Below are 12,396 nucleotides of genomic sequence, written 5' to 3' on the forward strand. Positions count from 1 at the left end.
TACCTAGTTTAACTGCTTCATGGACTCATGTCGTGTGCCATCAAATGGATAAAAATAAGGCCCCTTTCGGGGCCTTGTTGCTGTTGGCTGAGGATCAATGGTTTCCTTTCGCCTTGGCCGGAATGGACTCGTCGAATTCCGGCAGCGGTTTGTGCTCCGAGGCCAGGAAGGTGTAGATCACCGGCAGCACGAACAGGGTGAACAGGGTGCCTATGGCCAGACCCGCCACTATGACGATGCCGATGCTGAAGCGCTGGGCCGCGCCCGCACCAGCCGCATAGAGCAGCGGGATCAGGCCGGCTATCATGGCCGCCGTGGTCATCAGGATGGGACGCAGACGCACCTTGGCAGCCTGCATCACGGCCTGCATCCGGTTCATGCCGTGCAGCAGCTGCTCCTCCTTCGCCACCTCGCAGATCAGAATACCGTGCTTGGTAATCAGACCGACCAGGGTGATGAGGCCCACCTGGGAGTAGATGTTCATGGTGGCCAGGCCCCATGCCAGTGCAATCAGGGCCCCGCTGATGGCAAGGGGTACCGACACCATGATCACCAGGGGGTCACGCACCGACTCGAACTGGATGGCCAGCACCAGGAAGATGATGGCCAGGGCCAGGGCGAAGGTGGCGTAGAGCGCATTGCCCTCGGTCACGAACTGGCGGGCTTCCCCCATGAAGTCGTAGCGATAGCCTTGCGGCAGCTTCTCTTCGGCGGTGGCCTTGAACCAGTTGATCGCATCCCCCATGGCCACGCCAGGTGCCGGTACGGCGCCTATGGTGGCGGAGTTCAGCTGGTTGAAGTGGGGCAGGGCGCGGGGCTCGCCAACCACCTCAATCTTGATCAGGCTGCCCAGCGGGATCGACTTGCCGTCGGCGGCGCGCACGTAGTAACCCTTGATGGACTCGGGGTTGAGGCGGTACTTGCGCTCCACCTGCGGAATCACCTCGTAGGAGCGGCCATCCAGATCGATCCGGTTGACGTAACCGTCCGCCATCATGGTGCCCATGGTGGTGCCGATGTCCTGCATGGTGATGCCGTAGGCACCCGCCTTGTCCTTGTCGATGCTGATCTTCATGGTGGCCGAGTCGTAGTTCAGATCGAGATCCGAATAGACGAACTGGCCGTTGGCCTGGGTCGCCGCCAGCATCTCACCCGCGATCAGGAACAGGCTCTCGAAGCTGTTCGGGGTGGTGATGACGAATTGGATAGGCAGACCGCTTGAGGCACCTGGCAGCTCGGGGAACTGGAAGGTGGTGATGGCCATCCCGGGGATGTCCTTCACCAGACCGGCCACCCGATCCAGCACCTCTTTCTGGCTCGCCTCACGCTGGCTCCAGGGCACCATGGAGGCGATGCCGAAGGCCTGGTTGGCGTTGAACACCCCGGAGAATACCTGGGAGTAGGCGATCTCGGGCTGGTCATCCAGCACCTTGTTCACATCCGCCATGGTGTTTTCGATGTAGTCCAGGTTGGCATTGGACGGTGCCGTCCCCAGCACGGCCATGACGCCCTTATCCTCGGACGGGGCCAGCTCGCTCGGGATGAACTTGAACAGCAACGGCAGGCTGCCGAACACTATGACGGCGAACAGTATGACCACGATGCGGTGCTGCATGACAGCATGCAGCATGCTGTCGTAGCGGGCCGTCATCCGATCCAGCAGGTGATGCACAGTGCTCTCGAACTTGCTCGGGGTCTCGTTGGCCCTGAGCATCTTGGAGCACATCATGGGGGACAGGGTCAGGGCTATGATGCCGGAGACGAACACGGCCCCCGCCAGGGTCAGCGCGAACTCCTTGAACAGGGAGCCTGTGATGCCCCCCATCAGGGCGATAGGCGCGTACACCGCAGCCAGGGTCACCGTCATGGCGATGACGGGCACCGCGATTTCCCGGGTGCCTATGATGGCGGCCCTGAAGGGTTCTTCCCCCTCCTTGATGTGACGATCGACGTTCTCCAGCACCACTATGGCGTCATCCACCACCAGACCGATGGCGAGCACCATGGCCAGCAGTGTCATCAGGTTGATGGAGAAACCGAACATGTCCATCATCATCACCACGCCGATGAGACTCAGCGGTATTGTGATGATCGGGATGATGACGGCCCGGAAGGAGCCGAGGAACAGGGTGATCACCACCAGTACTATGGCGGCCGCTTCCAGTATGGTCTTGATGACCTCGTGGATGGACTCGTTGATGGCGATGGTGGAGTCATACAGGATGTTGACCTGCATGGTGCTCGGCATGTTGCTCTTCAGGCTTGGCAGCAGCTCCAGCACATCGTGGGCGATGTTGATGGGGTTGGCGGTCGGCGCGGCATTGATGGCCAAGACCACGGCTTCACGGCCGTTGGCGCTGGCGCGATAGATGTCGTGACTCTTCTCCAGCGACACCTTGGCGATGTCGGAGAGGCGGATCACCTTGCCATCCCGGGTCGCTACCACCAGACGCTTGAGCTCGTCGGTATTGCTGACCTGGGTCTCGGCATTGCCGTTGAACAGGGTGAAATAGCCGGTGGCCTGACCGGTGGCGGACTGATAGTTGTTGCTGTTGAGCACAGTCATCACGTCGCTGGCGGTCAGGTCGAAGGCGGCCATCTTGGCCGGATCCAGCCACACCCGCAGGGCAAACTCGACCCCGCCGTAGAGGTCAACCTTGGATACCCCGCCCACGGTGAACAGCTGGGGCTTGATGACCCGCTCCAGGTAGTCGGTGATCTGGCTGGAGTTCAGCTCAGGGCTGGTGAAGCCCATGTAGAGCACCGCAGTGGTGGAACCCGTGGAGGAGGTGACCGAAGGGTCTTCCGCCTCTTTGGGCAACTGGGAGCGCACCGAGTTGACCTTGGCCAGGATGTCGGACAGCGCGGCGTTGGGGTCGGTGTTCAGCTTCATGTAGGCCGTCACCGTGGAGCTGCCCAGCTGGCTGGAGGAGGTCATGAAGTCGATATTGTCGGCTTGCGCGACCGCCTGCTCCAGAGGCTGGGTAATGAAGCCCTGGATCAGATCCGAGCTGGCGCCATAGTAGCTGGTGTTGACCGTGATGACGGTGTTGATCACCTCGGGATATTCCCGCACCTGCATCTTGAAGATGGCCTGGAAGCCCAGCAGAGCTATCAGGAAGCTGAGCGAGATCGCCAGCACCGGCCGTTTTATGAATATGTCAGTAAATCGCATCGCAGATCTCCGCGCTTACAGCATCGGGGTTTGTGCCGGAACGGCAAGGGCATCGTTTTCGACCACGTGCACCTTGGTATCGTTGCTCAGGCGAACCTGACCCGACAGCACGATTTGATCGCCAGCCTTGATGCCGGACAACACATGGACATCATTGCCGCGACGCTCACCCGCCTTCACCACCACCTGCTTGGCGCGTTTCACGCCGTCTGCCTCGTGAATGACGTAGACGTTCTCGCCATAGAGGGTGAAGGAGATGGCAGACTGCGGGATCACAATCTGGTCTTTCACCGTGGGCAATATGATGCTGGCGCGGGCAAACATGCCGGAGCGCAGCTGACCGTCGTTGTTCGGGATGTTGGCTTGCACCTGGATCAGGCCGCTCTGGTAGTTGACGGCTGGTTCGATGGCGGTGATCTGGCCGTCAAACTGGGTCTGGGGGTAGGCATCCACGTTGATCTTGACGGTCTGACCGAGGGAAATCTTGGAGATGTCGGTCTGGGGCACGGTGAAGCGCAGGCGCATCACGCTGGTGTCTTCCAGCCGCACTATCTCGGTACCGGGTTCCAGGTACTGGCCGAGGAATACGTTGCGCAGACCCACGACGCCACCGAAGGGGGCGCGGACTTCGCGGCGGGCTATGGTGCCCTTCAGGCTGTCGATGTCCGCTTCCAGTGAGCGATAGGCCGCTTCGGCATCATCCAGCTGATCCCGGGAGATGGAGTTCTTCTGGTACAGGTTCTGGTAGCGCTCGAACTTGGCACGAGCCGCAGGCAGCCTGGCCTGGGAGGCGTTCAGGTTGGCCTTCTCCACGCTGGAGTCCAGGCTCAGCAGCAGTTGATCCGCCTTGACCTGAGCCCCGGATTCGAAGCTGATCTTGTCTATGGTGCCCGCCAGCTCACTGGAAAGGGTGACCCCCTGGTTAGGCTCGATGAAGCCGATCGCCTCTATGGTGGGGACCCAGTCTTGCGCCTTGGTCACCATGGCGGTCACCGGGAACTCGGGCTCGGGTCGATTGGCCATGAACTCTGCAATCTTCTTCTGCTTGAACATATTGAAGCCGATGACACTGCCGAACAGGGCGAGTGCTATCAGCAACATGATGGCCATCCACTTTTTCATGAACAGGCTCCTGTAATGGAATAATTAGGGTTTAAAATGGCATTCCAGCTGGCCCGGATGACCGTCTCCAACTGTTCTTGCGTCAACTCAAATTCGTGAGCCTGGCGTTGTTGTACCAGGTTGACCACGCAGCTCAGGCTCAGGGCCTGCAGCACCCGAACGGGCAAATCGATAAACAGACCCTGTTCCAACGTCCCTGTTCGAAGAAACGCTCCAGCGGGGCCCAGGCGGCCTTGATGACCGGATTGGCTCCAATTCTGCCCCAGCGGGGAACTTTCGTACTGCAATTTGCATTTCAGTAGCGTTGGGTTCGCTGACAAAGATGGCGTCGATATTGAGCCATAATTGGCGAAATTGCCGAATGACACCTTTATCTATCTGCACATCTTCCATGACCATGGGATGACACTGAGATGGTGTGCTGATGAGTTGGCGGATCAGGTCATCCTTGTCGCTGAAGTAGCGATAGATGGTGCCTGGCAACTTGGCTTTCTTGGCAACTTCGGCAATGGAAGACCATGAAACCCCGTTCACCCAGTACTTCATGGGCCGCATCGAAAATGCGTTCTTTTTTATCCATGACGGGATCAGACTCACTTTCGATTGAATGAACGTTCATTCATTCTAGGTGGGCAGGAAAGCAAGTCAAGTTTTGCCCATCATTCGGATTGCTATGTGGGGGAGCCAAAAGCGGGCCGAGTGAGAACATTTTTGGCCGAATGGCTGAAGAAAGGTATAAAAGTGCACGAAAAGATTGAAAAACAAACACTTGAACCGTGGGGATAAAAAAAGAGTAGACAAGGTGGGCGCCATCATCAATAATGCGCCCCGTTCGACAGCGTAGCGCCCGTAGCTCAGCTGGATAGAGCGCTGCCCTCCGGAGGCAGAGGTCACAGGTTCGAATCCTGTCGGGCGCACCATCAAAGTGCGCCAGTTAAGCGGGCGTTGTTGTGGAACAAAACAGCTGTGGTGGCTGTAGCTCAGTTGGTAGAGTCCCGGATTGTGATTCCGGTTGTCGTGGGTTCGAGCCCCATCAGCCACCCCATTTTACAGCTTGTCAGGTATGCGAAGGTGGCGGAATTGGTAGACGCGCTAGCTTCAGGTGTTAGTGCCCCCCGGGTGTGAGGGTTCGAGTCCCTCTCTTCGCACCATACTTGCTGTATGACGAGGATGACCACATGGTCATCTTTGTATTTTGGAAATACCCATCGGTGATTAGCGCAGCCCGGTAGCGCATCTGGTTTGGGACCAGAGGGTCAAAGGTTCGAATCCTTTATCACCGACCACATTCTGAAAACCTCGCTTCGGCGGGGTTTTTTGCTTTCTGTCGTATTTGCCATCCTGCTGCCGCAGGTAACCCGCTGTTACGTCTGTTTACATTTTGCAGGGCACTGTCTCGCCCTTTCGGTTATGCTGCAGCCGCAGACCCACTGACAAGTGGACACCCGCGACCCATTCAGACACAGGCCATGCATCACAAAATGCCCCTTCACATCCGATACACTCGCCGCTGGCTGCGTTGCTGCTCGGCGGCTGTGCCTTGCAAGCCGCCATCCTGACCGATATGATGATGGGCTCCATTGCCCCCAGGCAGGAGCGTATTGCCCCCTTGCTGACCGCTGGTAACCGGCGGCGGCTTCTGCGTGGCTCCATGACCAGAATCAGCTGCACACCCAGCCTTGTGAAAAGACGCCCGCCAGCTGTTCAGCTGGGATGCTGGGGAGCCTTGCAGCTGCAGGGTTGCCTGGTGGCCAAGGGGGTGACAGCGAGCTGATGCTGGCCGAGTGCCAGGATGACAGCAGGCAATGGCAGTGGCAGGGGGACAGGCTGTTCAACAGCAAGGTCTCACCGCTGTCTGGATGTGGCCGGTCGCCGCCACAGAGCCGGCACGTGCCGCTGCGGTTGGCCGACTGCTACGGCGGGGCCAACCAGAGCTTCAGCTGGCAGCCGACCGGCAGCCTGCTGGAACGCCTGAAAAAACCTGGTCTCAGCGGATGGTGAGGCTGGGTGGCATAGGGATACCCATAGGCGCCATCGCAGGGGCCCTGATGTGGATATGCAAGAGGCTCAGGCTGCGCTGACGCTCTCCAGCTCGAACAGCTTCTCCAGATAGACGGCGACGCCATCTTCATCGGAGGTGAGGGTCTGTCGTGTTCGCTCAGGGCAAGCTTGAGACGATCATGGGCGTTGCCCATCACCACACCCCGGCCCACCATGCTCAGCATCTCGAAGTCGTTCATGCCATCACCGAAGGCGACAGCCTGGGACATCTCAAGCCCATGCTGCTCCAGCACGGCGCGCACGGCATTGCCCTTGTGTACCCCGGCGTGCATCACCTCGAGGCAATCCGGCAGGGAGAAGGTGACGTTGACTCGATCACCATAACGCTGGTTGAGCTCAGCCTCTATCTGCAGCAACTTCTCGTGTTCGCCGATGTAGAACACCTTGTTGATCTTGCTCTTTCGGTTCCTGTTTCAGGTCATCGACCAGGCGGTAGGTGAAGCCTGACTCGTCGATGGAACTGCAGCAGCCAGGGCAGCTCCTCTTCCACCACCCAGTCATCACCCTGATAGACATTGAGGTGGATAGAGGGGTCGCGCTCCAGCGCAATCAGTTCGGCGGCGATCTCGGTCGGCAGCGGCTGGTTGAAAATCAGCTGATCCTGCTTGTCATGGACCACGGCGCCATTGGAGGTAATGAGGTAGATGTCCATCCCCAGCGCATCGCGGAAGCTGCGCACATCCACGTGATGACGGCCGGTGGCCACCACGAATTTCACACCTTGTTCTACCAGGCGGTGCAGGGTATCCCGGGTGCGGGGAGAGATCTGGTGCTGCTTGTTGAGCAGGGTGCCATCGAGATCGGATACAACTACCTTGAACATCATTACCTCGGCATCGATTGAAAACAGGGGCAGTTTACCTTAGCCCGCACTGTCACCCCATTTATTTAGGGTTACAAAAAATAGCCAGCTCAGAAGCGGGCGAAAAAAGTCGACCATCGCGGTCAGGGCGGGCTGGCGCTTGTCATCGGATTCGATAAACAGCTCGTGCCAGGCACCCTCGATGCGCAGCGGCTTGCCCCCTTCGCACTTGGCAATGGTGCAGAAGCGATCCTGCGCGGCATTGTCCACCACGCTGTCGTTGCCAGCCTGCAGCACCAGCAGCGGGGTTTTGATGGCGCCCGCATCGGCGATGGCGGCATCCCCGGCCTTGATCCCCTGATAAATCCAGTGGGCGGTCGCGCCACCCAGCTTGATCTGCGGGTGCTGCTCGTAGATTTGGCGGAAGGCCTGATAGCGGGACTCGCTGTGGCTCAGCCGTTATCGGCAAAGCCATGGGAAACATAACCGGCCTGGCCCGGGCCATAGGGGGGCTCGCCCCACCAGCTGCCGACCGTATCCATGGTGGCCGCCAGTCCCTGGGCCAGCCACTTGGGCAGGCCGCCGAGGTTGATGCCCATCATGGGGGAGGAGAGCACGGCCGCCTTGATGTCGTCCGGCCAGCGCTCCAGATAGCGGGCCGAGATGGCGCCGCCCATGGAGTGGGCCAGCAGGAACAGCTTGGCAGGCTTGTCCGCCAGTATGACGTCGTCATGGAACTGCTTCAGGTCCAGCACATAGTCGTCGAAGTCGGCGACATAGCCCTTCTCCTTGTCGGCCAGCAGGCGATCCGACAGCCCCTGGCCGCGATGGTCGATGAGGTAGAGGCTATAGCCCTGGCGCCACAGATCCCAGGCCAGCTCCTGATACTTGAGGTAGCTCTCGACCCGGCCGTTGACGAGGAGTATGGCTCTGTCCACCTTGGCCTGGCGCAGGGCGGCATAGCGGATGGTCACCCCGTCCTTGCCCTTGAACTCCCCTTCGACGGCATGGTCGCGCCAGAAGTCGGGCAGGGTCTGTTGATGGAGGGCGGGGACTTCGGCTTCCGTGGTCAGTTGATAGGTATTGGTCACGGCAAGGGCTCCGGCAGAAAACAGGGTCAGGGCCAACAGGGAAAGAGAGAGGGTTTCATCAGGCACACTCCTGTTGCCAATGGTGATAAAGGGCGGCGATATCCCCCGAGCAGAGCAGCGCCATGCGGCTTGCAAGCGAGGCGTGGTCCCACCACTGCATCTCTTGCAGCATGGGATTGCTCATCACTAAAGCGACGGCGGAAGGGCCGGGTTGCCACCGACTATGGTGTAAGGGGCCAATCTTTGGTCACCACGGCGCGGGTGGCGATGACGGCGCCATCACCTATGGTGATGCCGGGCATGATCATCGCTTCCGAGCCGATCCAGACATCGTTGCCAATCCGGGTGTCCCCCTTGCGTAGAAAGCCGCTGCGGGCCCCTTCGCCAAAGGTGTCGGGGTTGAACGGGAAGGTGGAGACCCAATCCAGCCGGTGGCCCTGATTGCCCGCCAGCATGAAGGTGGCGCCCGAGCCGATGGAGCAGAACTTGCCGATGATCAGCCGATCCACCTCGCCCCAGAGGCCGCTCTCCCAGGTGTCGCGGGTCGAGCCATCGCCGAGCAGGTAGCGGACGCAGTGATCCTCGAACGGCTTGCCGTGGTAATAGCCGGAGTAGTAGCTGTAGTCGCCGGCCTCTATGTTCGGGTTGGTCAGGTGATCCCGGATGATTTGGGATTCCAGCCAGCTGCCAAAAGGGTTCTCCATCACTCCTCCAGGGGATCTTCCTGTTGTGCGGCCCATCCCTTGCGGGTCAGCTGCATCCGTTGCCACCAGTCCTCGTCCGCCAGGATCTCGCCGGCCGGGCCGAGCTGAGGATAAGGCATCTCTTTCTCTTTGCAGAGCTGGGCATAGATGGGGTAGCCCCCCTCGAACAGTATGCTGTTCTGCTCCTCCAGGTCGAGCGGGCAGCCGCGCTGGTAGCAGCCGGCCAGCTCGCGCTGGCGCTGGGCTTCGTACAGGATGGCGGCGGCGGCCACGGAGACGTTGAGGGACTGCACCATGCCCACCATGGGGATGACGATATGGTGATCGGCCAGGGCCAGCGCCTCTTCTCCGATGCCGTGCTTCTCCTGGCCCACCAGGATGGCAGTCGGTTTGGTGTAGTCGATGGCGCGAAAGTCCACCGAGCTCTCCGAGAGATGGGTTGCCAGGATCTGCATGCCGGAGGCTTTCAGTTCGGCCACTGCGCTGCCTATGTCCGGGTGCAGCTTGACGTCGACCCAGTTCTGGCTGCCGCGGGCGGTGCCCTTGCGCTTGTGGATCCAGGTTTTGGGCCAGACGGCGTGGACCCGGTGAATGCCTATGGCATCGGCGGTGCGTACTATGGCGGCCAGGTTGTGAGGCTTGTGGACCTCTTCCATGCAGACGGTTAAATCGAGCTGGCGCTGGGCCAGCATGTCGGAGATCCGTTTAAAGCGTTCAGGAGTCATATCGGTTTCTATGCAGTGAGGCTTGTGCACTCTTCCCGTGCATGCAGACGGTCAGGTCGAGCTGGCGCTGAGCCAGCATGTCGGAAATCCGCTTGAAGCGTTCGGGGGTCATGGCTTGTCTCTATAAAAGCATCAGGCGGCTCGCGCCGCCTGTGTGATCAGTTCTTCTGTCGACTCACCCTGAGCACATTGGGCATTACCCGGATCTTGCGCATGATGTTGGCAAGGTGGATACGGCCCTTGGTGGTGATGAGCAGGGTGACCAGATAGACCCGGCCATCCTTCTCTTCTGTGCTGATGGCGTGGATGTTGGCGCCGGTGGCGGCAATCACGTTGGCCAGCTCCGCCAGGGCACCCTGGTGGTTGACGATCTCGATGCTGATGCCGGTGCGGAATTCCTGTTCCTGATCCTTGTCCACTTCCCACTGCACCGGCAGGTACTTGTCCGGCTCGCGGCTGTAGCCCTTGATGTTGCGGCAGGACTCCTGGTGAATGACCAGTCCCTTGCCCGGGCTGATGTGGGCGATGATGGCATCCCCCGGGATCGGACGACAGCAGTTCGCGAAGGTGACCAGCATGCCGTCGGCCCCCTTGATGGGCATCTTCTTGCTGCTGGATTTTGGCTGCTCTTCCGGCGGCAACTCGTCACCCAGCATGCGGCGGGCCACCATGACGCTCATGGCATTGCCCAGCCCCACGTCGGCCAGCAGGCCCTGCAGGTTCTCGTGCTTGGTGTCGGCCAGCACCTGCTTGATGCGCGGCTCGGGTATGTCTTCGATGTTCTTGGCGCCGAGGGCATGGTTGAGCAGGCGACGGCCCAGCACCACCGACTCTTCGGTGCGCAGGTTCTTGAGGAACTGGCGGATCTTGGAGCGCGCCTTGGTGGTCACCACGAAGTTGAGCCAGGCCGCGTTGGGGCGGGCGCCCGGCGCCGTAATGATCTCCACCGTCTGGCCCGAATGCAGCGGACTGCTGAGGGGGTAGGGGTGACGGTCGACCCGGGAGCCGACGCAGGCGTGGCCGATGTCGGTGTGCACCGTGTAGGCGAAGTCCACCGGGGTGGCGCCGGCGGGCAGCTCCATGATGCGGCCCTCCGGGGTGAACACGTAGATCTCGTCCGGGAAGAGGTCGGTCTTGACCCCTTCGATAAATTCAAAGGAGCTGCCGGCGCTCTGCTGCAACTCCAGCAGGCTCTGCATCCAGCGCTGGGCGCGGATCTGGGCCGTGGTGCCCGAGCTGTCGCCATCCTGCTTGTAGGCCCAGTGGGCGGCGACGCCCTTGTCGGCCATCTGATCCATGAACTCGGTGCGGATCTGCACCTCCACCGGCACCCCGTGTGGCCCCACCAGCGAGGTGTGCAGGGACTGGTAGCCGTTGCTCTTGGGAATGGCGATGTAGTCCTTGAAGCGGCCGGGGCGCGGCTTGTAGAGGCTGTGCATCTGCCCAAGCACCCGGTAACAGGTGTCTATGTCCTTCACCCTGACGCGGAAGGCGTAGATATCCATCACCTCATGGAACTGCAGCTCTTTCTTCTCCATCTTGTTGTAGATGGAGAACAGATTCTTCTCGCGACCGCTGACCTGGGCATCTATGCCGGCCTCGCGCAGGCGACCCTCAATCTCGCTCTCGATGGAGTCGATGATCTCGCGGCGATTGCCGCGGGCGCGGCGCACCGATTCCCGCAGCACCCGTGAACGCATGGGATAGAGCGCCTCGAAGCCCAGCTCTTCCAGCTCGTTCTTCATGGTGTGAATGCCGAGGCGGTTGGCGATGGGGGCGAAGATCTCGAGGGTTTCCCGGGCGATGCGGCGACGCTTGTCCGGCCGCAGTGAGCCGAGGGTGCGCATGTTGTGGGTGCGGTCGGCGAGCTTGATCAGGATGACCCGGATGTCCTGGGTCATGGCCATCACCATCTTGCGGAAGTTTTCGGCCTGGGCTTCCTTGCGATCGCGGAATTTCAGCTTGTCGAGCTTGGAGACGCCGGATACCAGCTCGGCGACTGCGTTGCCGAACAGTTCGGCGAGATCGTCCTTGGTGACCGGGGTATCTTCGATGACGTCGTGCAGCACGGCGGCCATCAGGGTTTCGTGATCGAGTCGCATGTCGCCGAGAATGCGGGCAACGGCAACCGGGTGGGTGATATAGGGCTCGCCGCTGGAACGCATCTGTCCCTGGTGAGCGTCACGTGCCACCACATAGGCTTGCCTGAGCTTCTCAACCTGCTCTGAAGGCAGGTAGGAACTGGCTATTTCTTTAAGGTTTTCAAATAAATACAAGACAGTCCCCGCAGCGGTGAAACGACAATCCGTGGAATTGAGGGTATGCCCTCGAGTTTGCGAGGTTTTCGAGCGGTTGTAAATGGGAAGAACAGTCGGCACCCGGGCGGGCGCCGACTATGAGAAATAACTGACTTAACCGCGGCCTTCGGCGATGGCAGCAACGGCAGCCAGCTCGGCGGCTTCCTGCTCTTGCTGCTCGTAGCGGTCCTGGGTATCCATCACCTGGTTGTTGACCAGACCCAGTTCGATCTCGCGCAGGGCGATCACGGTCGGCTTGTCGTTCTCTTCGTCGACCAGGGGATCTTTGCCTTGTACCGCGATTTGACGGGCGCGGCGTGCGGCGACCAGCACCAGGTCAAAACGGTTACCTACCTGTTTTACAGCATCTTCTACAGTAACGCGTGCCATGCAGGACTCCAGTGTTTGGGCTTTCTGTG

The 12,396-nt window shown here is 60.2% G+C and carries 6 protein-coding genes, 4 tRNA genes and 5 pseudogenes; 5 read left to right on the top strand and 10 right to left on the bottom strand.

Annotation, left to right across the window (positions count from 1 at the left end; translation table 11 throughout):
* Window positions 1-94 precede the first annotated feature (94 nt).
* Genes ACF2JD_RS18720 through ACF2JD_RS18730 form a run of 3 tightly spaced genes read right to left on the bottom strand, consistent with a single transcriptional unit; the run spans window position 95 to window position 4,665 of the window.
* On the bottom strand, window positions 95-3,175 hold the full coding sequence (locus ACF2JD_RS18720; RefSeq protein WP_106885360.1) for a multidrug efflux RND transporter permease subunit: 3,081 nt from the start codon (window positions 3,173-3,175) through the stop codon (window positions 95-97).
* A gap of 15 nt (window positions 3,176-3,190) precedes the next feature.
* Complete coding sequence (locus ACF2JD_RS18725; protein ID WP_106885359.1) at window positions 3,191-4,297, bottom strand: efflux RND transporter periplasmic adaptor subunit; 1,107 nt, start codon at window positions 4,295-4,297, stop codon at window positions 3,191-3,193.
* A complete protein-coding gene (locus ACF2JD_RS18730; RefSeq protein ID WP_440987947.1) occupies window positions 4,294-4,665 on the bottom strand; it encodes a hypothetical protein in 372 nt (123 codons plus the stop codon). The genes ACF2JD_RS18725 and ACF2JD_RS18730 overlap by 4 nt, the downstream gene beginning before the upstream one ends.
* A gap of 475 nt (window positions 4,666-5,140) precedes the next feature.
* Here ACF2JD_RS18730 and ACF2JD_RS18735 point away from each other — a divergent pair.
* The 5 genes and pseudogenes from ACF2JD_RS18735 to ACF2JD_RS18755 all read left to right on the top strand — a co-directional run bounded on the left by ACF2JD_RS18735 (window position 5,141) and on the right by ACF2JD_RS18755 (window position 6,298).
* Window positions 5,141-5,217 (top strand) — tRNA-Arg (locus ACF2JD_RS18735).
* Window positions 5,218-5,266: 49 nt separating this feature from the next.
* Window positions 5,267-5,342, top strand: a tRNA-His gene (locus tag ACF2JD_RS18740).
* A 20-nt stretch (window positions 5,343-5,362) separates the two neighbouring features.
* Window positions 5,363-5,448 (top strand) — tRNA-Leu (locus tag ACF2JD_RS18745).
* 58 nt (window positions 5,449-5,506) lie between these two features.
* Window positions 5,507-5,583, top strand: a tRNA-Pro gene (locus tag ACF2JD_RS18750).
* Window positions 5,584-5,861: 278 nt separating this feature from the next.
* Window positions 5,862-6,298, top strand: a pseudogene (locus ACF2JD_RS18755) (ricin-type beta-trefoil lectin domain protein).
* A 66-nt stretch (window positions 6,299-6,364) separates the two neighbouring features.
* Here ACF2JD_RS18755 and ACF2JD_RS18760 read toward each other — a convergent pair.
* The 7 genes and pseudogenes from ACF2JD_RS18760 to rpoZ form a co-directional block, all read right to left on the bottom strand.
* A pseudogene (locus tag ACF2JD_RS18760) lies at window positions 6,365-7,181 on the bottom strand (Cof-type HAD-IIB family hydrolase).
* A gap of 39 nt (window positions 7,182-7,220) precedes the next feature.
* Window positions 7,221-8,317: pseudogene (locus ACF2JD_RS18765) on the bottom strand (alpha/beta fold hydrolase).
* Window positions 8,310-8,955, bottom strand: a pseudogene (locus ACF2JD_RS18770) (CatB-related O-acetyltransferase). The pseudogenes ACF2JD_RS18765 and ACF2JD_RS18770 overlap by 8 nt, the downstream one beginning before the upstream one ends.
* Window positions 8,955-9,680, bottom strand: a complete 726-nt coding sequence (trmH, locus tag ACF2JD_RS18775; RefSeq protein WP_440987948.1) for a tRNA (guanosine(18)-2'-O)-methyltransferase TrmH — start codon at window positions 9,678-9,680, stop codon at window positions 8,955-8,957. The pseudogene ACF2JD_RS18770 and the gene trmH overlap by 1 nt, the downstream one beginning before the upstream one ends.
* A 40-nt stretch (window positions 9,681-9,720) precedes the next feature.
* A pseudogene (locus tag ACF2JD_RS22695) lies at window positions 9,721-9,792 on the bottom strand (tRNA (guanosine(18)-2'-O)-methyltransferase TrmH); the annotation flags it as partial.
* A gap of 46 nt (window positions 9,793-9,838) precedes the next feature.
* On the bottom strand, window positions 9,839-11,956 hold the full coding sequence (spoT, locus tag ACF2JD_RS18785; protein ID WP_139745084.1) for a bifunctional GTP diphosphokinase/guanosine-3',5'-bis pyrophosphate 3'-pyrophosphohydrolase: 2,118 nt from the start codon (window positions 11,954-11,956) through the stop codon (window positions 9,839-9,841).
* A 135-nt stretch (window positions 11,957-12,091) separates the two neighbouring features.
* Window positions 12,092-12,367, bottom strand: coding sequence for a DNA-directed RNA polymerase subunit omega (gene rpoZ, locus ACF2JD_RS18790; RefSeq protein ID WP_005307060.1), 276 nt, complete (start codon window positions 12,365-12,367; stop codon window positions 12,092-12,094).
* Between the last annotated feature and the right edge of the window lie 29 nt (window positions 12,368-12,396).

It is taken from the genome of Aeromonas ichthyocola, assembly GCF_046087985.1.
GTDB classification, from domain to species: Bacteria; Pseudomonadota; Gammaproteobacteria; order Enterobacterales; family Aeromonadaceae; genus Aeromonas; species Aeromonas rivipollensis.

Coding starts and splice junctions, on each gene's coding strand:
- rpoZ (WP_005307060.1), bottom strand. CDS start 12,367: ATGGCACGCGTTACTGTAGAAGATGCTGTAAAACAGGTAGGTAACCGT.
- ACF2JD_RS18725 (WP_106885359.1), bottom strand. CDS start 4,297: ATGAAAAAGTGGATGGCCATCATGTTGCTGATAGCACTCGCCCTGTTC.
- trmH (WP_440987948.1), bottom strand. CDS start 9,680: ATGACTCCTGAACGCTTTAAACGGATCTCCGACATGCTGGCCCAGCGC.
- ACF2JD_RS18720 (WP_106885360.1), bottom strand. CDS start 3,175: ATGCGATTTACTGACATATTCATAAAACGGCCGGTGCTGGCGATCTCG.